The organism is Comamonas testosteroni (assembly GCF_030505195.1).
Classification (GTDB): Bacteria; Pseudomonadota; Gammaproteobacteria; order Burkholderiales; family Burkholderiaceae_C; genus Comamonas; species Comamonas testosteroni_G.
In genome coordinates, this window is sequence record NZ_CP129672.1 from 4,821,439 (window position 1) to 4,846,526 (window position 25,088).

Genomic DNA, 25,088 nt, shown 5'->3' on the forward strand with positions numbered 1-25,088 from the left:
CATGCCGGCCCGGCCTTTTTGGGTGCGCGCAGCGCGGGGCATGCGACGGCTGAGGGCTGGCGCATGCCGGCTCATGAGGCCCATGCCGATCCCTTGCTCGATTGCCTGGTGCAGCTCACCCACCTGCATGGCAAGCCCTATACGGCTCAGGCCCTGAGCAATGGCCTGCCGCTGGTGGATCAGCGCCTGACGCCTTCGCTGCTGGCCCGGGCTGCGGCTCGCGCGCAGTTCAGCACGCGGATCGTGCAGCGCACTCTGGACGATGTCCCCCAGGGCTTGCTGCCGGCGATACTGCTGCTTCACGGCGGCCGTGCCTGCCTGTTGCTCAGGGCGCAGGAGGGCGGTCGCGTCCTGCTGCAATATCCGGAGTCGGATAGTCCTGTCGAGGTGGAGTTGCAGGCCTTGCTGCAGGACTACACGGGGCTGATGTGCTTTGTACGTCCGCAGTTCCGCTTCGAGCAGCGTTCCGTGCAGCAAGGCATGGAGCCTCGCAGCAGCCACTGGTTCTGGGCCGTGATTCTGGAGAACCGGCGCCTGTACCGCGATGCCTTGCTGGCCGCCGTGCTCATCAATGTCTTTGCGTTGGCCATGCCCTTGTTCAGCATGAATGTGTACGACCGGGTCGTGCCCAACAACGCGGTGGAAACACTGTGGGTGCTGTCCATAGGCATCTCTCTGGTGCTGATCTTCAACTTCGTGCTGACGACGACGCGTGCCTATGTTGTCGATGCAGCGAGCAAGCGTGTGGACGTGCAGCTGTCCGCGCAGATCATGGAGCGGGTTCTGGACCTGCGCATGGAAAGCCGGCCTGCATCCGTGGGCTCGTTTGCGGCCAATCTGCGTTCGTTCGAGTCCGTCCGCGACTTCATTGCATCTGCCAGTCTCACGACGCTGGTGGATCTGCCCTTTGTGCTGCTGTTTCTGGTGGCGATTGCCTGGGTCTCACCCTGGATGCTGATTCCCCCCGTGGTGGCGATTGCCGCGATCTTGCTGGTTTCCTTCTGGGCCCAGGCGCGCATGGAGAGCCTGACGCTCAAGACCTTTCAGGCCTCCTCGCAGCGCAATGCGCTGCTTGTGGAGTCGCTGACCAATCTGGAGGCTGTCAAGACGCTCAATGCCCAGGGCGGAGTGCAGCGCCTGTGGGAGAGCTCCACCCAGTACATCGCCTATATGGGCGGCAAGATCAAGTTCATCTCCTCGGGTACGGTGAACTTTGTTCAGACCTTGCAGCAACTGGTCACCATAGCGGTGGTCGTCATCGGTGTGTATCAGGTGCAGGATTCGGCGCTGTCCATGGGCGGCATCATTGCCGCCTCCATGATTGCGGGACGTTGCCTGGCGCCCTTCGGTCAGGTCGCGGGGCTGATGATGCAGTTTCACAATGCACGCACCTCGCTCAATTCCATCGACAACTATATGAAGATGCCGGTGGAGCACGAAGCCGACCGTGAGTTCGTCTCGCGTCCGGATCTGCGTGGCGCCATCGAGTTTCGCAATGTCAGTTTCAGCTACCCGGGAAGCGAGCAGGCCAGTCTTTCGGGCGTGAGCTTTTCACTGCGCCCCGGTGAGCGGGTCGGTATTATCGGGCGCATAGGCTCGGGCAAGACCACGCTTGAAAAGCTGGTTCTGGGCCTGTATCAGCCCAGCGAGGGCTCGGTGCTGATCGACGGAGTGGATGCGCGACAGATAGACCCCGTGGACCTGCGCCGTGCCATCGGGCATGTGCCCCAGGATCCCATGCTCTTCTATGGTAGCTTGAAGCACAACCTGCTGGTGGGGGCTCCGTTTGCCGATGAGTCCGATATGTTGCATGCGGCACGCATTGCCGGTGTGGATGAGTTTGTGGCCCGCAATCCCAAGGGCTACGACATGCTGGTGGGCGAGCGCGGCGAGTCGCTTTCCGGCGGCCAGCGCCAATCCATTGCGGTTGCCCGTGCCCTGATCAACGATCCGGCCATCTTGCTGCTCGATGAGCCCAGCAGCAATCTGGACAATCAAAGCGAAGTACAGCTCAAGCGTCGTTTGGAAGAGGCCGCCAAGGACAAGACCATTTTGCTGGTCACGCATCGCACGGCCCTGTTGACCCTGGTCGACCGGTTGATCGTGATTGATGGCGGCAAGATTGTTGCCGATGGTGCCAAGGATCAGGTCATCGAGGCGCTGAAACAAGGGCGGATCGGTGGAGTAGGAGCGCGAGCATGAGCGAGTCCCAATCGGAAAAAAAGCCGTCGCGCTTCATGAGTGCTCTCAAGGCGCGCTGGTCGCGGCTGGAGCGATGGCTGCTTGACGGCAGCGAGGTGGTAGGAACGCATCAGCCGGATGACCTCAAGGCCGACGCGCAGTGGGCGGCAGGGCAGCAACAGGCGCGCGGTTCGCGCCTGCTGATATGGGTGGCCTTGGTCACTGTGCTGGTTCTGCTGCTCTGGGCCTGCCTGGGGCGCATCGACGAAGTGGTGCGGGGTCAGGGCAAGGTGGTTCCTTCGCGCCAGGTTCAGGTGGTGCAGAGCCTGGACGGCGGCATCGTCAAGGAAATCCTCGTGCATCCCGGTGAGCATGTGGAGCAGGGTCAGGTCATCTTGCGCATCGATCCAACGCGCTACAGCTCGTCCCTGGGCGAGAACAAGGCCGAGCTGCTGGCATTGAAGGCGAAGGCCGCGCGTCTTCAGGCTCTGGCATCAGGCGAGCCATTCAAGGCTCCCGAAGATGTGCAGGCCATGGCGCCCCAGCTCGTGGAGATGGAGCGGCGCATGTGGGAGAGCCGTTCCCAGGAACTCAACACCAATGTCAATATTGCGCGTGACCAGTTGCGCCAACGCCAGCAGGAGCTGCGCGAAACCCAGGCCAACCGCGACCAGGCTTCCTCCAGTTGCAGCCTGACGTCCGAAGAGCTGTCGGTGACTCGCCCCTTGCTCAAGAGTGGTGCCGTGTCCGAGGTGGACTTGCTGCGCCTGCAGCGGGATGTGGCTCGCTTCTGTGGCGAGGCCAAGGCGGCAGGTGCGCAGATCGGGCGCATTCAGGCAGCGATTCAGGAGGCGGAGCGCAAGATTCAGGAGTCTGAGCTGAATATGCGCAATCAGTCTCGCTCCGAGCTCTCGGATACCCAGGCCAAGCTGGGGACCCTGGAGCAAGGCAAGGTGGCGCTGGAAGACCGCGTCAAGCTGGCCGAGGTCCGCTCGCCCGTGCGCGGCACGGTCAATACCTTGATGGCCAACACCATTGGTGGTGTCGTGCAGCCGGGCAAGGACATTCTGGACATCGTGCCGCTGGATGACACCTTGCTCATGGAAGTGCAGATCAATCCGCGCGACATCGGCTTCCTGCACTTCGGCCAGCAGGCGGAGGTGAAGTTCACTGCCTATGACTTTGCCATCTACGGGGGCTTACAGGGCAAACTCGAGCAGATCGGGGCCAACACCGTGACGGACGAGAAAGGGAACTCCTTCTATGTCGTGAAGGTGCGCACGGAAAAAGCCCATGTGGGGGATGACTCGCGTCCCATCATTCCGGGCATGCAGGCCGAGGTGCATATCCTTACCGGCAAGCGCACCCTGATGCAGTATCTGCTCAAGCCGATTCTGCGTGCCAAGTCCAATGCATTGATCGAACGTTAGTTCATGGATCGCCAACAAGTAAAAAGGAACTCTATGAATGCCTTGCCTGTATTGATGCTGACCCAGGATGCCACGCTGTGGCAGGAATGGCAGCAGATCGCAGGCCCTCAGTGGATGCCTGCGCGCGGCCAGAGTCTGGCCGATTTGCAACGCTGGAAGCAGCAAGGCCGTACCGTGGTGGTGCTGGATGCAGCCTTGCCATCCTTGCCCGAGTCGACTGAGGCCCGCTGGATTGAGTTGTTGAAGGATCTTCAGGTTCTGGTTCTCAGCAACCGCCCCAGCGATGAGGAGGGCCGGAACCTGCTGTCGCGCGGAGCATCGGGCTATGCTCATGCGCAATCGGGCCCGGAGGTACTGTCGCGGATGCTGCAAAGCATGGCTGGCGGCAATATCTGGCTCGGGCGCTCTCTGCTGCAGCGCTTGTTACGTGATGTTGACGCCCGCCTGCCTGATCAGGAGTCGGACTGGGCCGAGCCATTGTCGGCACGCGAGCAGGAGGTTGCACGTTATGCATCGCTGGGTGACAGCAATGCGGAGATCGCCGAACGCATGTCCATCAGCGAGCGTACCGTGCGCGCCCATCTGTCTGCGGTTTTTGAGAAACTGCAGGTACAGGATCGGCTGATGCTGACCCTGAAGGTTCACGGTATCGGGCGCAAGCAACTGGCCTGAGCCCGACCTTGGCGCAGCTGATGCCGACCTGATCGTCTCCGGTGCCTGCCGCTGTAGTGCCGGTTGCTGAAAAGCCTGAAGCCTGCATATTGCAGGCTTCAGGCTTTTTTTTGATCTGGAGCAGCAGAGATCGAATAAAACAGATCCCGATTGGCTTTGACGCCAATAGTGCCCCGGGGTCTTGGCTCCTACCATGTCGGCTGGAATATTGGAGAGGTGCCTCTGTGCACCTTCACTTTTTAATCTGACTGGATAGGCAGAACCTCATGGCAGCTCAAACCGTTCTCGTTACCAAACTCACTGGCCAGGCTTGGATGCGTGGTCCTGATGGCAATCTGACGGTGCTCCATGAAGGCATGCGTATCCCCGCCGATGCCGAGATAGTGACGGCTTCCGGCAGCACCGTGCAGTTGCAGGCGGATGGCCAGCCACCGCTGATGGTGGGCGAGAACCAGGACGTGCATCTCACTGCGGACCTGGTCCAGCCGCCAACCGTGGAAGAGGCGGCTGTGGCGAGCCCCGCGAATGCGCAGATTGACCAGATCATTGCGGCCATCAATGCCGGCCAGGATCCGTTCGATGAGCTCGATCCCACGGCGGCCACATTGTCCGGCGGCAGCGAGGGCGGCAGCACTTTTGTGCGTCTTTCCAGCATCATTGAAGCAGTGTCGCCGCTGGCGCTGGAGTACGGACGTTCTGTACCAGCGACTACGGTGCTTCCACTTTTTAGTGGGGTGAGCGCTTTGGCGGACAGCACGGATCAAGTTACACCGATCCAGCCTGCCACAAGCATTCCTCAGGCCAGTGCTGATTCGGGTGCGATCTTCGAAGATGCCGTATCTGCCTTGCAAGGCAATGTGCTCGCCAACGACAGGTTGGGTGAAGGGACTCTGACAGAGCATCGAGTTGTTCTGGTCGGCGCAGATCAAGGGCAGTACGGCAAGATTACCCTCAATTCCGATGGCAGCTATAGCTATCAGCTTGATAGCAGCTTGAATGTTGTGCAGGCATTGGGTGTAGGTGAGACCCTGGTCGAAACTTTTACGTATACCCTGGTCGATAAAGACGGCGCCAATTCTTCCGCGACATTGACTGTCACCATCGTTGGCACCAACGACGATCCTGTCCTCACCGGCAAGGCCGATGGAGCTTTGGCCGAAGACGGCGTGTCGGTGGTCACTGGCAAGCTCGATGTGGCCGATGTCGACATCACCGATACCCACAGCTGGAGCGTCAGCAACGAAGGTAAGGGCCAGTACGGCAACTTCTCGGTTGACCAGAACGGCGAGTGGACCTATGTGCTGAACAACGACGACCCCAAGGTCCAGGCCCTGGCCGAAGGTCAGAAGGTCAACGATACCATCACCGTGACCGTCGACGACAGTCACGGCGGCACAGCGACTCAGACCATCACCGTCACTATCACCGGCGCCAACGATCTGCCCGTGGCGCCCAACTATCAGCACTCCACGCCGGAAGACCAGCCCGTCAGCGGCAAGGTCACCGGCACCGATCCCGATGGTGACACGCTGACCTACACGGTCGACAAGCAGCCCGAGCATGGCAAGCTGGAATTCAATCAGACCACCGGCGAGTACACCTACACGCCGAACGAAAACTATAACGGCCCCGATCAGTTCACGGTCATCGTCGATGACGGCCACGGCGGCAAGACCACTTCCGTCATCGAGATCGGCGTCACCCCGGTCAATGACGCACCGCTGGTTCCCAATTATGAGCATACGACGCCCGAGGAACAGCCCGTTAGCGGCAAGGTCGTCGGCACCGACGTCGACGGCGACAACCTGACCTACACGGTCGACAAGCAGCCGGAGAATGGCACGCTGGTGTTCAACCCGACCACGGGTGAATATACCTACACGCCGAACGAGAATTACAACGGTCCTGACCAGTTCACGGTCATCGTCGACGACGGCAATGGCGGCAAAGCCACTTCGATCATCAATATCGGTGTCACGCCGGTCCTCGACGTACCCACGGTTACCGTCTCCGACGCCGGTGACGTGAACGAAGGTTCCTCGGCCACGTTCAACATCAGCCTGCAAAACACGGTCGACCTTGACAAGGACACCACGGTCACGCTCAAGCTGGACGGCCAGATCGAAACGGCCGATCACGGAGCGCCGACGGTCACCATCGGGGGCCAGACCGTCCAGGTCACAGCGAATGCCGACGGCACTTACAGCTTCACGCTTCCCGCTGGCACCACGGGAGGCATCGTGGTCACGGTTCCGACCCACGACGACGCCGTCTTTGAAGGCCGTGAGCAGATGACGCTCACGGCTACCTTGACCGGGGAAACGTCCAGCGGCACGCTGCCGTCCGGCATCTCCGACTCGGGTAATGCCGTAATCGTCGACACCGAAAGCACGGATCCGGGCAACCCCAATCCGGGCGCTGACGTCCCGACCCTGGACGTCTCCGATCCAGGTACTGTCCACGAAGGCTCCGACGCCACGTTCGACATCACGCTGGGCAAGGCCGTCGACGCCGCAACTACCATCACCTTCAAGCTGGGCGGTGACATCGCCTCCGACGACATCGGCACGCCCGTGGTCACCATCGGTGGCACCACGGTCACCCTGGTGAACAACGGCAACGGCACCTACAGCTTCCAGGTCCCGGCCGGCACCACCGGCGGCATCGTGGTCACCGTTCCGACCAACGACGACGCCGTCTTCGAAGGCAGCGAGAAGCTGACCCTCGAAGCCACGCTGAGCGGCAAGACCGCCAGCGGCGTGGATCTGCCCGCCGGCATCACCGACACCGGCAACGCCGCCATCGTCGACAGCCAAGGTCCGGGCGCTGACGTCCCGACCCTGGACGTCTCCGATCCAGGTACTGTCCACGAAGGCTCCGACGCCACGTTCGACATCACGCTGGGCAAGGCCGTCGACGCCGCAACTACCATCACCTTCAAGCTGGGCGGTGACATCGCCTCCGACGACATCGGCACGCCCGTGGTCACCATCGGTGGCACCACGGTCACCCTGGTGAACAACGGCAACGGCACCTACAGCTTCCAGGTCCCGGCCGGCACCACCGGCGGCATCGTGGTCACCGTTCCGACCAACGACGACGCCGTCTTCGAAGGCAGCGAGAAGCTGACCCTCGAAGCCACGCTGAGCGGCAAGACCGCCAGCGGCGTGGATCTGCCCGCCGGCATCACCGACACCGGCAACGCCGCCATCGTCGACAGCCAAGGTCCGGGCGCTGACGTCCCGACCCTGGACGTCTCCGATCCAGGTACTGTCCACGAAGGCTCCGACGCCACGTTCGACATCACGCTGGGCAAGGCCGTCGACGCCGCAACCACCATCACCTTCAAGCTGGGCGGTGACATCGCCTCCGACGACATCGGCACGCCCGTGGTCACCATCGGTGGCACCACGGTCACCCTGGTGAACAACGGCAACGGCACCTACAGCTTCCAGGTCCCGGCCGGCACCACCGGCGGCATCGTGGTCACCGTTCCGACCAACGACGACGCCGTCTTCGAAGGCAGCGAGAAGCTGACCCTCGAAGCCACGCTGAGCGGCAAGACCGCCAGCGGCGTGGATCTGCCCGCCGGCATCACCGACACCGGCAACGCCGCCATCGTCGACAGCCAAGGTCCGGGCGCTGACGTCCCGACCCTGGACGTCTCCGATCCAGGTACTGTCCACGAAGGCTCCGACGCCACGTTCGACATCACGCTGGGCAAGGCCGTCGACGCCGCAACCACCATCACCTTCAAGCTGGGCGGTGACATCGAATCCGACGACATCGGCACGCCCGTGGTCACCATCGGTGGCACCACGGTCACCCTGGTGAACAACGGCAACGGCACCTACAGCTTCCAGGTCCCGGCCGGCACCACCGGCGGCATCGTGGTCACCGTTCCGACCAACGACGACGCCGTCTTCGAAGGCAGCGAGAAGCTGACCCTCGAAGCCACGCTGAGCGGCAAGACCGCCAGCGGCGTGGATCTGCCCGCCGGCATCACCGACACCGGCAACGCCGCCATCGTCGACAGCCAAGGTCCGGGCGCTGACGTCCCGACCCTGGACGTCTCCGATCCAGGTACTGTCCACGAAGGCTCCGACGCCACGTTCGACATCACGCTGGGCAAGGCCGTCGACGCCGCAACCACCATCACCTTCAAGCTGGGCGGTGACATCGAATCCGACGACATCGGCACGCCCGTGGTCACCATCGGTGGCACCACGGTCACCCTGGTGAACAACGGCAACGGCACCTACAGCTTCCAGGTCCCGGCCGGCACCACCGGCGGCATCGTGGTCACCGTTCCGACCAACGACGACGCCGTCTTCGAAGGCAGCGAGAAGCTGACCCTCGAAGCCACGCTGAGCGGCAAGACCGCCAGCGGCGTGGATCTGCCCGCCGGCATCACCGACACCGGCAACGCCGCCATCGTCGACAGCCAAGGTCCGGGCGCTGACGTCCCGACCCTGGACGTCTCCGATCCAGGTACTGTCCACGAAGGCTCCGACGCCACGTTCGACATCACGCTGGGCAAGGCCGTCGACGCCGCAACCACCATCACCTTCAAGCTGGGCGGTGACATCGAATCCGACGACATCGGCACGCCCGTGGTCACCATCGGTGGCACCACGGTCACCCTGGTGAACAACGGCAACGGCACCTACAGCTTCCAGGTCCCGGCCGGCACCACCGGCGGCATCGTGGTCACCGTTCCGACCAACGACGACGCCGTCTTCGAAGGCAGCGAGAAGCTGACCCTCGAAGCCACGCTGAGCGGCAAGACCGCCAGCGGCGTGGATCTGCCCGCCGGCATCACCGACACCGGCAACGCCGCCATCGTCGACAGCCAAGGTCCGGGCGCTGACGTCCCGACCCTGGACGTCTCCGATCCAGGTACTGTCCACGAAGGCTCCGACGCCACGTTCGACATCACGCTGGGCAAGGCCGTCGACGCCGCAACCACCATCACCTTCAAGCTGGGCGGTGACATCGCCTCCGACGACATCGGCACGCCCGTGGTCACCATCGGTGGCACCACGGTCACCCTGGTGAACAACGGCAACGGCACCTACAGCTTCCAGGTCCCGGCCGGCACCACCGGCGGCATCGTGGTCACCGTTCCGACCAACGACGACGCCGTCTTCGAAGGCAGCGAGAAGCTGACCCTCGAAGCCACGCTGAGCGGCAAGACCGCCAGCGGCGTGGATCTGCCCGCCGGCATCACCGACACCGGCAACGCCGCCATCGTCGACAGCCAAGGTCCGGGCGCTGACGTCCCGACCCTGGACGTCTCCGATCCAGGTACTGTCCACGAAGGCTCCGACGCCACGTTCGACATCACGCTGGGCAAGGCCGTCGACGCCGCAACCACCATCACCTTCAAGCTGGGCGGTGACATCGAATCCGACGACATCGGCACGCCCGTGGTCACCATCGGTGGCACCACGGTCACCCTGGTGAACAACGGCAACGGCACCTACAGCTTCCAGGTCCCGGCCGGCACCACCGGCGGCATCGTGGTCACCGTTCCGACCACCGACGACGCCGTCTTCGAAGGCAGCGAGAAGCTGACCCTCGAAGCCACGCTGAGCGGCAAGACCGCCAGCGGCGTGGATCTGCCCGCCGGCATCACCGACACCGGCAACGCCGCCATCGTCGACAGCCAAGGTCCGGGCGCTGACGTCCCGACCCTGGACGTCTCCGATCCAGGTACTGTCCACGAAGGCTCCGACGCCACGTTCGACATCACGCTGGGCAAGGCCGTCGACGCCGCAACCACCATCACCTTCAAGCTGGGCGGTGACATCGAATCCGACGACATCGGCACGCCCGTGGTCACCATCGGTGGCACCACGGTCACCCTGGTGAACAACGGCAACGGCACCTACAGCTTCCAGGTCCCGGCCGGCACCACCGGCGGCATCGTGGTCACCGTTCCGACCAACGACGACGCCGTCTTCGAAGGCAGCGAGAAGCTGACCCTCGAAGCCACGCTGAGCGGCAAGACCGCCAGCGGCGTGGATCTGCCCGCCGGCATCACCGACACCGGCAACGCCGCCATCGTCGACAGCCAAGGTCCGGGCGCTGACGTCCCGACCCTGGACGTCTCCGATCCAGGTACTGTCCACGAAGGCTCCGACGCCACGTTCGACATCACGCTGGGCAAGGCCGTCGACGCCGCAACCACCATCACCTTCAAGCTGGGCGGTGACATCGAATCCGACGACATCGGCACGCCCGTGGTCACCATCGGTGGCACCACGGTCACCCTGGTGAACAACGGCAACGGCACCTACAGCTTCCAGGTCCCGGCCGGCACCACCGGCGGCATCGTGGTCACCGTTCCGACCACCGACGACGCCGTCTTCGAAGGCAGCGAGAAGCTGACCCTCGAAGCCACGCTGAGCGGCAAGACCGCCAGCGGCGTGGATCTGCCCGCCGGCATCACCGACACCGGCAACGCCGCCATCGTCGACAGCCAAGGTCCGGGCGCTGACGTCCCGACCCTGGACGTCTCCGATCCAGGTACTGTCCACGAAGGCTCCGACGCCACGTTCGACATCACGCTGGGCAAGGCCGTCGACGCCGCAACTACCATCACCTTCAAGCTGGGCGGTGACATCGAATCCGACGACATCGGCACGCCCGTGGTCACCATCGGTGGCACCACGGTCACCCTGGTGAACAACGGCAACGGCACCTACAGCTTCCAGGTCCCGGCCGGCACCACCGGCGGCATCGTGGTCACCGTTCCGACCAACGACGACGCCGTCTTCGAAGGCAGCGAGAAGCTGACCCTCGAAGCCACGCTGAGCGGCAAGACCGTCAGCGGCGTGGATCTGCCCGCCGGCATCACCGACACCGGCAACGCCGCCATCGTCGACAGCCAAGGTCCGGGCGCTGACGTCCCGACCCTGGACGTCTCCGATCCAGGTACTGTCCACGAAGGCTCCGACGCCACGTTCGACATCACGCTGGGCAAGGCCGTCGACGCCGCAACCACCATCACCTTCAAGCTGGGCGGTGACATCGAATCCGACGACATCGGCACGCCCGTGGTCACCATCGGTGGCACCACGGTCACCCTGGTGAACAACGGCAACGGCACCTACAGCTTCCAGGTCCCGGCCGGCACCACCGGCGGCATCGTGGTCACCGTTCCGACCAACGACGACGCCGTCTTCGAAGGCAGCGAGAAGCTGACCCTCGAAGCCACGCTGAGCGGCAAGACCGCCAGCGGCGTGGATCTGCCCGCCGGCATCACCGACACCGGCAACGCCGCCATCGTCGACAGCCAAGGTCCGGGCGCTGACGTCCCGACCCTGGACGTCTCCGATCCAGGTACTGTCCACGAAGGCTCCGACGCCACGTTCGACATCACGCTGGGCAAGGCCGTCGACGCCGCAACCACCATCACCTTCAAGCTGGGCGGTGACATCGAATCCGACGACATCGGCACGCCCGTGGTCACCATCGGTGGCACCACGGTCACCCTGGTGAACAACGGCAACGGCACCTACAGCTTCCAGGTCCCGGCCGGCACCACCGGCGGCATCGTGGTCACCGTTCCGACCAACGACGACGCCGTCTTCGAAGGCAGCGAGAAGCTGACCCTCGAAGCCACGCTGAGCGGCAAGACCGCCAGCGGCGTGGATCTGCCCGCCGGCATCACCGACACCGGCAACGCCGCCATCGTCGACAGCCAAGGTCCGGGCGCTGACGTCCCGACCCTGGACGTCTCCGATCCAGGTACTGTCCACGAAGGCTCCGACGCCACGTTCGACATCACGCTGGGCAAGGCCGTCGACGCCGCAACCACCATCACCTTCAAGCTGGGCGGTGACATCGCCTCCGACGACATCGGCACGCCCGTGGTCACCATCGGTGGCACCACGGTCACCCTGGTGAACAACGGCAACGGCACCTACAGCTTCCAGGTCCCGGCCGGCACCACCGGCGGCATCGTGGTCACCGTTCCGACCAACGACGACGCCGTCTTCGAAGGCAGCGAGAAGCTGACCCTCGAAGCCACGCTGAGCGGCAAGACCGCCAGCGGCGTGGATCTGCCCGCCGGCATCACCGACACCGGCAACGCCGCCATCGTCGACAGCCAAGGTCCGGGCGCTGACGTCCCGACCCTGGACGTCTCCGATCCAGGTACTGTCCACGAAGGCTCCGACGCCACGTTCGACATCACGCTGGGCAAGGCCGTCGACGCCGCAACCACCATCACCTTCAAGCTGGGCGGTGACATCGAATCCGACGACATCGGCACGCCCGTGGTCACCATCGGTGGCACCACGGTCACCCTGGTGAACAACGGCAACGGCACCTACAGCTTCCAGGTCCCGGCCGGCACCACCGGCGGCATCGTGGTCACCGTTCCGACCAACGACGACGCCGTCTTCGAAGGCAGCGAGAAGCTGACCCTCGAAGCCACGCTGAGCGGCAAGACCGCCAGCGGCGTGGATCTGCCCGCCGGCATCACCGACACCGGCAACGCCGCCATCGTCGACAGCCAAGGTCCGGGCGCTGACGTCCCGACCCTGGACGTCTCCGATCCAGGTACTGTCCACGAAGGCTCCGACGCCACGTTCGACATCACGCTGGGCAAGGCCGTCGACGCCGCAACCACCATCACCTTCAAGCTGGGCGGTGACATCGCCTCCGACGACATCGGCACGCCCGTGGTCACCATCGGTGGCACCACGGTCACCCTGGTGAACAACGGCAACGGCACCTACAGCTTCCAGGTCCCGGCCGGCACCACCGGCGGCATCGTGGTCACCGTTCCGACCAACGACGACGCCGTCTTCGAAGGCAGCGAGAAGCTGACCCTCGAAGCCACGCTGAGCGGCAAGACCGCCAGCGGCGTGGATCTGCCCGCCGGCATCACCGACACCGGCAACGCCGCCATCGTCGACAGCCAAGGTCCGGGCGCTGACGTCCCGACCCTGGACGTCTCCGATCCAGGTACTGTCCACGAAGGCTCCGACGCCACGTTCGACATCACGCTGGGCAAGGCCGTCGACGCCGCAACCACCATCACCTTCAAGCTGGGCGGTGACATCGAATCCGACGACATCGGCACGCCCGTGGTCACCATCGGTGGCACCACGGTCACCCTGGTGAACAACGGCAACGGCACCTACAGCTTCCAGGTCCCGGCCGGCACCACCGGCGGCATCGTGGTCACCGTTCCGACCAACGACGACGCCGTCTTCGAAGGCAGCGAGAAGCTGACCCTCGAAGCCACGCTGAGCGGCAAGACCGCCAGCGGCGTGGATCTGCCCGCCGGCATCACCGACACCGGCAACGCCGCCATCGTCGACAGCCAAGGTCCGGGCGCTGACGTCCCGACCCTGGACGTCTCCGATCCAGGTACTGTCCACGAAGGCTCCGACGCCACGTTCGACATCACGCTGGGCAAGGCCGTCGACGCCGCAACCACCATCACCTTCAAGCTGGGCGGTGACATCGAATCCGACGACATCGGCACGCCCGTGGTCACCATCGGTGGCACCACGGTCACCCTGGTGAACAACGGCAACGGCACCTACAGCTTCCAGGTCCCGGCCGGCACCACCGGCGGCATCGTGGTCACCGTTCCGACCAACGACGACGCCGTCTTCGAAGGCAGCGAGAAGCTGACCCTCGAAGCCACGCTGAGCGGCAAGACCGCCAGCGGCGTGGATCTGCCCGCCGGCATCACCGACACCGGCAACGCCGCCATCGTCGACAGCCAAGGTCCGGGCGCTGACGTCCCGACCCTGGACGTCTCCGATCCAGGTACTGTCCACGAAGGCTCCGACGCCACGTTCGACATCACGCTGGGCAAGGCCGTCGACGCCGCAACCACCATCACCTTCAAGCTGGGCGGTGACATCGAATCCGACGACATCGGCACGCCCGTGGTCACCATCGGTGGCACCACGGTCACCCTGGTGAACAACGGCAACGGCACCTACAGCTTCCAGGTCCCGGCCGGCACCACCGGCGGCATCGTGGTCACCGTTCCGACCAACGACGACGCCGTCTTCGAAGGCAGCGAGAAGCTGACCCTCGAAGCCACGCTGAGCGGCAAGACCGCCAGCGGCGTGGATCTGCCCGCCGGCATCACCGACACCGGCAACGCCGCCATCGTCGACAGCCAAGGTCCGGGCGCTGACGTCCCGACCCTGGACGTCTCCGATCCAGGTACTGTCCACGAAGGCTCCGACGCCACGTTCGACATCACGCTGGGCAAGGCCGTCGACGCCGCAACCACCATCACCTTCAAGCTGGGCGGTGACATCGCCTCCGACGACATCGGCACGCCCGTGGTCACCATCGGTGGCACCACGGTCACCCTGGTGAACAACGGCAACGGCACCTACAGCTTCCAGGTCCCGGCCGGCACCACCGGCGGCATCGTGGTCACCGTTCCGACCAACGACGACGCCGTCTTCGAAGGCAGCGAGAAGCTGACCCTCGAAGCCACGCTGAGCGGCAAGACCGCCAGCGGCGTGGATCTGCCCGCCGGCATCACCGACACCGGCAACGCCGCCATCGTCGACAGCCAAGGTCCGGGCGCTGACGTCCCGACCCTGGACGTCTCCGATCCAGGTACTGTCCACGAAGGCTCCGACGCCACGTTCGACATCACGCTGGGCAAGGCCGTCGACGCCGCAACCACCATCACCTTCAAGCTGGGCGGTGACATCGAATCCGACGACATCGGCACGCCCGTGGTCACCATCGGTGGCACCACGGTCACCCTGGTGAACAACGGCAACGGCACCTACAGCTTCCAGGTCCCGGCCGGCACCACCGGCGGCATCGTGGTCACCGTTCCGACCACCGACGACGCCGTCTTCGAAGGCAGCGAGAAGCTGACCCTCGAAGCCACGCTGAGCGGCAAGACCGCCAGCGGCGTGGATCTGCCCGCCGGCATCACCGACACCGGCAACGCCGCCATCGTCGACAGCCAAGGTCCGGGCGCTGACGTCCCGACCCTGGACGTCTCCGATCCAGGTACTGTCCACGAAGGCTCCGACGCCACGTTCGACATCACGCTGGGCAAGGCCGTCGACGCCGCAACCACCATCACCTTCAAGCTGGGCGGTGACATCGAATCCGACGACATCGGCACGCCCGTGGTCACCATCGGTGGCACCACGGTCACCCTGGTGAACAACGGCAACGGCACCTACAGCTTCCAGGTCCCGGCCGGCACCACCGGCGGCATCGTGGTCACCGTTCCGACCAACGACGACGCCGTCTTCGAAGGCAGCGAGAAGCTGACCCTCGAAGCCACGCTGAGCGGCAAGACCGCCAGCGGCGTGGATCTGCCCGCCGGCATCACCGACACCGGCAACGCCGCCATCGTCGACAGCCAAGGTCCGGGCGCTGACGTCCCGACCCTGGACGTCTCCGATCCAGGTACTGTCCACGAAGGCTCCGACGCCACGTTCGACATCACGCTGGGCAAGGCCGTCGACGCCGCAACCACCATCACCTTCAAGCTGGGCGGTGACATCGAATCCGACGACATCGGCACGCCCGTGGTCACCATCGGTGGCACCACGGTCACCCTGGTGAACAACGGCAACGGCACCTACAGCTTCCAGGTCCCGGCCGGCACCACCGGCGGCATCGTGGTCACCGTTCCGACCACCGACGACGCCGTCTTCGAAGGCAGCGAGAAGCTGACCCTCGAAGCCACGCTGAGCGGCAAGACCGCCAGCGGCGTGGATCTGCCCGCCGGCATCACCGACACCGGCAACGCCGCCATCGTCGACAGCCAAGGTCCGGGCGCTGACGTCCCGACCCTGGACGTCTCCGATCCAGGTACTGTCCACGAAGGCTCCGACGCCACGTTCGACATCACGCTGGGCAAGGCCGTCGACGCCGCAACTACCATCACCTTCAAGCTGGGCGGTGACATCGCCTCCGACGACATCGGCACGCCCGTGGTCACCATCGGTGGCACCACGGTCACCCTGGTGAACAACGGCAACGGCACCTACAGCTTCCAGGTCCCGGCCGGCACCACCGGCGGCATCGTGGTCACCGTTCCGACCAACGACGACGCCGTCTTCGAAGGCAGCGAGAAGCTGACCCTCGAAGCCACGCTGAGCGGCAAGACCGCCAGCGGCGTGGATCTGCCCGCCGGCATCACCGACACCGGCAACGCCGCCATCGTCGACAGCCAAGGTCCGGGCGCTGACGTCCCGACCCTGGACGTCTCCGATCCAGGTACTGTCCACGAAGGCTCCGACGCCACGTTCGACATCACGCTGGGCAAGGCCGTCGACGCCGCAACCACCATCACCTTCAAGCTGGGCGGTGACATCGAATCCGACGACATCGGCACGCCCGTGGTCACCATCGGTGGCACCACGGTCACCCTGGTGAACAACGGCAACGGCACCTACAGCTTCCAGGTCCCGGCCGGCACCACCGGCGGCATCGTGGTCACCGTTCCGACCACCGACGACGCCGTCTTCGAAGGCAGCGAGAAGCTGACCCTCGAAGCCACGCTGAGCGGCAAGACCGCCAGCGGCGTGGATCTGCCCGCCGGCATCACCGACACCGGCAACGCCGCCATCGTCGACAGCCAAGGTCCGGGCGCTGACGTCCCGACCCTGGACGTCTCCGATCCAGGTACTGTCCACGAAGGCTCCGACGCCACGTTCGACATCACGCTGGGCAAGGCCGTCGACGCCGCAACTACCATCACCTTCAAGCTGGGCGGTGACATCGCCTCCGACGACATCGGCACGCCCGTGGTCACCATCGGTGGCACCACGGTCACCCTGGTGAACAACGGCAACGGCACCTACAGCTTCCAGGTCCCGGCCGGCACCACCGGCGGCATCGTGGTCACCGTTCCGACCAACGACGACGCCGTCTTCGAAGGCAGCGAGAAGCTGACCCTCGAAGCCACGCTGAGCGGCAAGACCGCCAGCGGCGTGGATCTGCCCGCCGGCATCACCGACACCGGCAACGCCGCCATCGTCGACAGCCAAGGTCCGGGCGCTGACGTCCCGACCCTGGACGTCTCCGATCCAGGTACTGTCCACGAAGGCTCCGACGCCACGTTCGACATCACGCTGGGCAAGGCCGTCGACGCCGCAACCACCATCACCTTCAAGCTGGGCGGTGACATCGAATCCGACGACATCGGCACGCCCGTGGTCACCATCGGTGGCACCACGGTCACCCTGGTGAACAACGGCAACGGCACCTACAGCTTCCAGGTCCCGGCCGGCACCACCGGCGGCATCGTGGTCACCGTTCCGACCAACGACGACGCCGTCTTCGAAGGCAGCGAGAAGCTGACCCTCGAAGCCACGCTGAGCGGCAAGACCGCCAGCGGCGTGGATCTGCCCGCCGGCATCACCGACACCGGCAACGCCGCCATCGTCGACAGCCAAGGTCCGGGCGCTGACGTCCCGACCCTGGACGTCTCCGATCCAGGTACTGTCCACGAAGGCTCCGACGCCACGTTCGACATCACGCTGGGCAAGGCCGTCGACGCCGCAACCACCATCACCTTCAAGCTGGGCGGTGACATCGAATCCGACGACATCGGCACGCCCGTGGTCACCATCGGTGGCACCACGGTCACCCTGGTGAACAACGGCAACGGCACCTACAGCTTCCAGGTCCCGGCCGGCACCACCGGCGGCATCGTGGTCACCGTTCCGACCACCGACGACGCCGTCTTCGAAGGCAGCGAGAAGCTGACCCTCGAAGCCACGCTGAGCGGCAAGACCGCCAGCGGCGTGGATCTGCCCGCCGGCATCACCGACACCGGCAACGCCGCCATCGTCGACAGCCAAGGTCCGGGCGCTGACGTCCCGACCCTGGACGTCTCCGATCCAGGTACTGTCCACGAAGGCTCCGACGCCACGTTCGACATCACGCTGGGCAAGGCCGTCGACGCCGCAACCACCATCACCTTCAAGCTGGGCGGTGACATCGCCTCCGACGACATCGGCACGCCCGTGGTCACCATCGGTGGCACCACGGTCACCCTGGTGAACAACGGCAACGGCACCTACAGCTTCCAAGTCCCGGCCGGCACCACCGGCGGCATCGTGGTCACCGTTCCGACCACCGACGACGCCGTCTTCGAAGGCAGCGAGAAGCTGACCCTCGAAGCCACGCTGAGCGGCAAGACCGCCAGCGGCGTGGATCTGCCCGCCGGCATCACCGACACCGGCAACGCCGCCATCGTCGACAGCCAAGGTCCGGGCGCTGACGTCCCGACCCTGGACGTCTCCGATCCAGGTACTGTCCACGAAGGCTCCGACGCCACGTTCGACATCACGCTGGGCAAGGCCGTCGACGCCGCAACCACCATCACCTTCAAGCTGGGCGGTGACATCGCCTCCGACGACATCGGCACGCCCGTGGTCACCATCGGTGGCACCACGGTCACCCTGGTGAACAACGGCAACGGCACCTACAGCTTCCAGGTCCCGGCCGGCACCACCGGCGGCATCGTGGTCACCGTTCCGACCAACGACGACGCCGTCTTCGAAGGCAGCGAGAAGCTGACCCTCGAAGCCACGCTGAGCGGCAAGACCGCCAGCGGCGTGGATCTGCCCGCCGGCATCACCGACACCGGCAACGCCGCCATCGTCGACAGCCAAGGTCCGGGCGCTGACGTCCCGACCCTGGACGTCTCCGATCCAGGTACTGTCCACGAAGGCTCCGACGCCACGTTCGACATCACGCTGGGCAAGGCCGTCGACGCCGCAACCACCATCACCTTCAAGCTGGGCGGTGACATCGAATCCGACGACATCGGCACGCCCGTGGTCACCATCGGTGGCACCACGGTCACCCTGGTGAACAACGGCAACGGCACCTACAGCTTCCAGGTCCCGGCCGGCACCACCGGCGGCATCGTGGTCACCGTTCCGACCAACGACGACGCCGTCTTCGAAGGCAGCGAGAAGCTGACCCTCGAAGCCACGCTGAGCGGCAAGACCGCCAGCGGCGTGGATCTGCCCGCCGGCATCACCGACACCGGCAACGCCGCCATCGTCGACAGCCAAGGTCCGGGCGCTGACGTCCCGACCCTGGACGTCTCCGATCCAGGTACTGTCCACGAAGGCTCCGACGCCACGTTCGACATCACGCTGGGCAAGGCCGTCGACGCCGCAACCACCATCACCTTCAAGCTGGGCGGTGACATCGAATCCGACGACATCGGCACGCCCGTGGTCACCATCGGTGGCACCACGGTCACCCTGGTGAACAACGGCAACGGCACCTACAGCTTCCAGGTCCCGGCCGGCACCACCGGCGGCATCGTGGTCACCGTTCCGACCAACGACGACGCCGTCTTCGAAGGCAGCGAGAAGCTGACCCTCGAAGCCACGCTGAGCGGCAAGACCGCCAGCGGCGTGGATCTGCCCGCCGGCATCACCGACACCGGCAACGCCGCCATCGTCGACAGCCAAGGTCCGGGCGCTGACGTGCCCAAGCTGGATGTCAAGGATGCGGGCGATGTCATCGAAGGCAACGCAGCGAACTTCAACGTCAGCCTGGACAAGGCAGTTGATGCCGAAACCACGCTGACCTTCAAGCTCGGCGGCGAGATCACTGCGGCTGACTATGGTGTTCCCACTGTCAGTATCGGCGGCCAGTCCGTCACCGTCACTGCCAACGCCGACGGCACCTACAGCTTCAAGGTGCCCGCCGGCACCACAGGCGGCATCGTGGTCACAGTTCCGACCACGCCCGACGGCGTCTACGAAGGCCGTGAGAGCATGACCTTGACGGCGACGCTGACCGGCGCCACCGCCAGCGGCACCGCGCTGCCCTCGGGCATCACCGATAGCGGCAATGCTGCAATCGTCGACATCAACAAGCCGCCTGTCGTGGGGGGGGGGGACACGGCCGTCTCCGAAGAAGGCTTGGCTGGTGGCATCAAAGACAGCAACGGCACATCGGATACGACCGATTCGCCCCAGGCGAACGGCCAACTATCGATCACCGACGACAACAACGCTACCTACAGCATTACGCTGGTTGCGCCCGCCAATGGCGCCCTGACCTCCCACGGAACGCCCATAGTCTGGACGCTGTCCGACAGTGGACACACGCTGACGGGCCGTGCGGGCGGCACGGACGCCATCGTCATCAAGATCGACGATAACGGCGCCTATAACGTGAAGCTGCTGGCTCCGGTCGACCACCCCGACACCTCGCGTGAAGACACGCTGGGCCTGTCGGTCGGCGTCAAGGTGTCGGATGGCGTCAATCTGGCGGTGTCCACCAACATCAACATCACGATCGAGGACGACTCGCCGGTGGTGCAACCGAACGACCCCGTCTCGGTGCAGACCACGAACATCCCCGACGTCTACACGGGCAAGGTGAGTTTCGCTGGTTCCCAGACCAGCACCAACCAGATGAAGATGACCTTTGGCAATGGCGCGATTGAAGTCACGGCCAAGGGCTTCACGTCCAAATCCGACGTCACGCTGATCGATGCCATGGTCAACCAAAGCAAGTCTGGCCTGGGTGTCGCAAGCACGGACTCGCCGTACCACAACATCGCCAATGAAATCGACTATCGCAACACGACCGACGGCAAGGGCGCGTCCGAAGAACTGACCATACGCCTGACTGGTGGCAAGGTTGCCTATGGCGCCACTATCGATTTCGGCGCCATGTACGGCGGCGAGGTGGAAAGCGGCGTCGCGAAGTTCTACCGCAATGGCGTGTTGATCGCCGAACGCACCTTCACCTCCGACCAGAACGGCGGCGACTATGCGGCCAACTTCCGCGTCGAAGAAGGCGGTTTCGACACGATCGTGATTTCGGCCACGGACAACCACAAGAACTCGTCCAGCGACAACAGCGACTTCACCGTCACCGGCATCACCTTCCTGGGTAGCAATACCGTCCAGGCCATCGCCTACGGCGAAGGCACGCTGAATTACGGCTACGGCGCCGACGGCGCAGGCCGTCTGGAACTGACGGGTGCGGAAGGCGGCCTGAAGACGCGCGACGGCGCGAACATCACGACGACGCTGAGCAACGGCAATCTGATCGAAGGCCGCGACCCGTCGGGCAATCTCATCTTCGAGATGCGCTTGACGCCGGCCACCGGCAAGTGGGAGTTCTATCAATACCAGCCCATGCAAGGCACCGCGGACGGCAAGCTCGACTTCACCTACAAGGTGACGGATGCCGACGGTGACTCCACCGCTGGCCACTTCGAAGTGGCGGGTGTGGAACCTCCTGCTCCCAGCGTCAACATCGAGGACTACAACCTCGCTGCGCCGGGCGCCATCAGCGTGTCGGAAGCTCTGGCCTCCGGTAGCGGCACGTTCACGATCACCGCGAGCGCAGGCCTGAAGTCGCTGACGCTCGACGGCCCGGGCAACGCCGACGCGTCCCTGACGCTGGACCGTCTGGCCGACCTGGTGAACAATCCGGTCACGCTGACGACCAGCAAAGGCACGCTGACGCTGACCGGCTACGACCCGACGACCGGCAAGGTCAGCTACACCTACCAGACCAGCGGCCAGCAGGCGCACACCGGTGACGACACCAACGTGCAGGACCACTTCCAGATTGCGGTGGAAGACAAGTTCGGCGGCAAGGCAACGGGCGACCTGGGCGTGCTGATCACCGACACGGCCCCCAGCCTCAAACCGATCGCGGAAAGCTCGGCGCTGTCTTCGCACGGCACCAACATCATGCTGACGCTGGATACGTCCGGCAGCATGAATTATGGCAGCGGCGTGTACAACGGTTGGACGCAGCTGTCGCGCCTGGCGGTACTGAAGTCCTCGGTCAACAACCTGCTCGACAAGTACGGCGAAGCCGGCGACGTCCGCGTGATGATCGTGGAGTTCAATACCTCAGCCTCGCAGAAGGGCGGCGGCTGGATGTCCCTGGCGGAAGCCAAGGCGCTGGTGAGCGGCCTTGGTTATGGCGGCGGCACCAACTACCAGACCGCGCTGGACACTGCGATGAATGCCTGGAACAACTCTGGCACGGGCAAGCTGGAGGGTGGCAACGTCCAGAACATCTCCTACTTCTTCACCGACGGAGAACCCGATTCGAACCGTTCCGTCAATTCCGCCCAACAGGCGACGTGGGAAAAGTTCCTCGCGGACAACCATATCAACTCTTATGGCATCGGCCTGGGTACTGGCGCCACCGGCGGCTACATCGATCCGATCTCCTATAACCCTGACCGGCCCGGAGACAGCAACACGATCCTCGTGAAGGACCTCAACGGTCTCGACACGGCGATCGAAGGCACCATCGCGCCACCCATCAACGGCGACATCGCCTCGGGCGGCACGCTGGGCGCCGACCTGAGCGGTGCGCGCATCACGCAGCTGGTCATCGAAGGCAAGACCTACAACTACGATGCCGCAACCAACAAGGTGACCGCCACCTCGGGCGCCACGTATAGCTTCGACGCAGCCACGTCCGAACTGACCGTGACCACCGCGCATGGCAAGTTCACGCTGGACCTGGCGGGCGACAATCTGGGCAACTACCGCTACGTGCCGAAGACGGCCGGCACCGACACCATCCAGTTCACGGTGCAGGACGGCGACGGCGACACGGCTAGCTCCAGCATCACGGTCAACGTGACGCCGCCGGTGTACCAGACCCCGGATGCGGTGAATGACAAGATCATCACCAACATCTTGGGCACGCAGCTCACGGTGCAATCGGGATCGCTGCTGGCGAACGACGTGCGCGGTACGGGAGCGCTGACGATGGGTCCGCTCACTGTGAATACGGGCTGGGATCAAGGCAAGGACTTCACGCGTAGTTCGTTGAAAACTTATGAAATCACCAGCAAGAACACTAAGGAACTGTCAATCGCGCGCAGTGAATTTATGAAAACCGGCGCGGGTACGGACAGGGCCCAATTGGTGGTGAAGGGCTATCTGGACAAAGTTGGCGCGAATAATGGCAACGATCAAGACACTCTGTTCATTGCGCTGACCGCCGGTGAAGTGTTGACCTTAGATCACAACTTCACTAACCCCAACTGGATCAGGATGGAGTACCGCCTGGCCGGCTCGACTGGACCATACACCGTCGTTGCCGATGGCGGAACGATCCCGGTGACACAGTCAGGCAACTACGAGATCCACATCGTCAACATTCCCGACAATGGAAACGGCACTGGCTCCACTGCGGAAGAGAACTACACGCTCACAATGACGGTCGACTACAGCAAGGTCAACCTGGATGGTGCTACCGCGAATAGCACGTACACCATCCAGACCGCCGACGGTCACAGCGACAGCGCCAATGTCTCAGTAAGCTACCAGTCGGGTGACCACCTGGTGGGCACCAACGATAGCGAAATCCTGATGGCTGGCTCCGGCAACGACACGCTGGACGGCGGCAAGGGCAATGACGTGCTGATCGGCGGCAAGGGCGATGACACGCTGATTGGCGGCGAAGGAGATGATGTTTTCCTGTGGCTCAAGGGCGATCAGGGAACCACTGCGGCTCCTGCCAAGGATGTGATCAACGACTTTGGCAAGGGCGGCTCCGACGCCAACGGCAGCGACGTACTGGATCTGCACGACCTGCTGCAAGGTGAGGAGAGCAGCACGGATCTGTCCAAGTTCCTGAACTTCTCCAAGAGTGGTGCAGATACCGTGCTCAAGGTTTCCACTGACGGGAGTCTGGGGGCTTCAGGCGCCAACTACGATCAGCTGATCACGTTCAAGGGGGTGGACCTCACGGCGGGGCACGCGTTGACCACCACGGCGGATCAGAACGCCTTGATCAAGGAACTGATCGATCAAGGCAAGCTCAAGATCGACCACACCTGATAAGAGGGCTCCGGCAAGGGCCGGCAGAGGGCTTGATAAATCAAGTCTTCTGCCGCCTTGCCCGGGCGCGATCGTCAGGTCGTTTTCAGAGCTTGCTTGATTGGTTACATTTGTGAGCATTGAATCTTGACTGTGTTCTCATCGAACCATCAAGCTTCATAGCAGTCATCACAATATTCACAGGCGCTTCAAGCAGATTCTGTCTTGGGTGCCTGCTCTTCCTGCAACTCGATTGAGCACTTCGCCCAGCCTTCTGTTTCCACATGCCGTGGAAAAACCGCAGCGTCTGTCGCGCAGAGGCATGCTTTTGTATGGCTCTGCGCTTGTCGGCGGCTGGCTGCTGCAGCGCGGGTTTGACGCCGCAGCGCTGGATTTCGATGCTGAGCGGCTGCACAGCACCATGCAGTCCCGTTATGGCGGCGCAGGTGTCCAGAGGCTGAACCAGTGGCTGGCCATGCAGCAGGCCCAGAAAGACAGGCCGTTGCAGCAGCAGTTGCCGGCCGTCAATACCTTCTGGAATCGCGCCGTGCTGCAATCGGAGGACAGCATGCTGTGGTCCCAGCCCGACTATTGGGCCACGCCGCTGGAGACACTGGGCAAGGGGGCGGGAGATTGCGAGGACTACGTGATCGGCAAGTATTTCTCGCTGCTGCGCCTGGGCGTGGCGGTCGAGAAACTGCGCCTGATCTATGTGCGTGCCCGACTGGGCGGCGCAGGCAGCACGCAGAGCATTGCGCATATGGTGCTGGGCTATTACGAGACACCTGCAGCCGAGCCGCTGGTGCTGGACAGTCTGCTGGACAACATCATGCCGGCCAGCCAGCGCAAGGACTTGACTCCTGTGTTCAGCTTCAATGCCCAGGGGGTGTATGTCGCGGGTGCACAGCCTGCTTCGGTGGACAGGATCACGCGCTGGCGCGATCTGCTGGCGCGCATGAAGCAGGAAGGTTTTTTGCCATGAATGCCATGTTTC

General features: G+C 64.1%; 5 protein-coding genes. All 5 read left to right on the forward strand.

Annotated features, from left to right (window positions below; translation table 11 throughout):
- Positions 1 to 63: 63 nt before the first annotated feature.
- The 5 genes from QYQ99_RS22205 (at position 64) to QYQ99_RS22225 (ending at position 25,076) form a co-directional block, all read left to right on the forward strand.
- The gene (locus QYQ99_RS22205; RefSeq protein ID WP_302093247.1) at positions 64 to 2,202 is read left to right on the forward strand and encodes a type I secretion system permease/ATPase; all 2,139 of its coding nucleotides are present in this window, start codon (positions 64 to 66) and stop codon (positions 2,200 to 2,202) included.
- A complete protein-coding gene (locus QYQ99_RS22210; RefSeq protein ID WP_302090038.1) occupies positions 2,199 to 3,611 on the forward strand; it encodes an HlyD family type I secretion periplasmic adaptor subunit in 1,413 nt (470 codons plus the stop codon). The genes QYQ99_RS22205 and QYQ99_RS22210 overlap by 4 nt, the downstream gene beginning before the upstream one ends.
- A gap of 33 nt (positions 3,612 to 3,644) precedes the next feature.
- Positions 3,645 to 4,283 (forward strand): response regulator transcription factor, encoded by a 639-nt coding sequence (locus QYQ99_RS22215; RefSeq protein WP_302090039.1) that lies wholly within the window; start codon positions 3,645 to 3,647, stop codon positions 4,281 to 4,283.
- 266 nt (positions 4,284 to 4,549) lie between these two features.
- Complete coding sequence (locus tag QYQ99_RS22220) at positions 4,550 to 24,115, forward strand: tandem-95 repeat protein (protein ID WP_302090040.1); 19,566 nt, start codon at positions 4,550 to 4,552, stop codon at positions 24,113 to 24,115.
- Positions 24,116 to 24,347: 232 nt separating this feature from the next.
- Positions 24,348 to 25,076 (forward strand): transglutaminase-like cysteine peptidase, encoded by a 729-nt coding sequence (locus tag QYQ99_RS22225; RefSeq protein WP_302090041.1) that lies wholly within the window; start codon positions 24,348 to 24,350, stop codon positions 25,074 to 25,076.
- The last annotated feature ends 12 nt before the right edge of the window (positions 25,077 to 25,088 follow it).

What these genes read in the sequence shown, in the direction of transcription:
- QYQ99_RS22210 (WP_302090038.1), top strand. Translation starts at nt 2,199, where the DNA reads ATGAGCGAGTCCCAATCGGAAAAAAAGCCGTCGCGCTTCATGAGTGCT.
- QYQ99_RS22215 (WP_302090039.1), top strand. Translation starts at nt 3,645, where the DNA reads ATGAATGCCTTGCCTGTATTGATGCTGACCCAGGATGCCACGCTGTGG.
- QYQ99_RS22205 (WP_302093247.1), top strand. Translation starts at nt 64, where the DNA reads ATGCCGGCTCATGAGGCCCATGCCGATCCCTTGCTCGATTGCCTGGTG.
- QYQ99_RS22220 (WP_302090040.1), top strand. Translation starts at nt 4,550, where the DNA reads ATGGCAGCTCAAACCGTTCTCGTTACCAAACTCACTGGCCAGGCTTGG.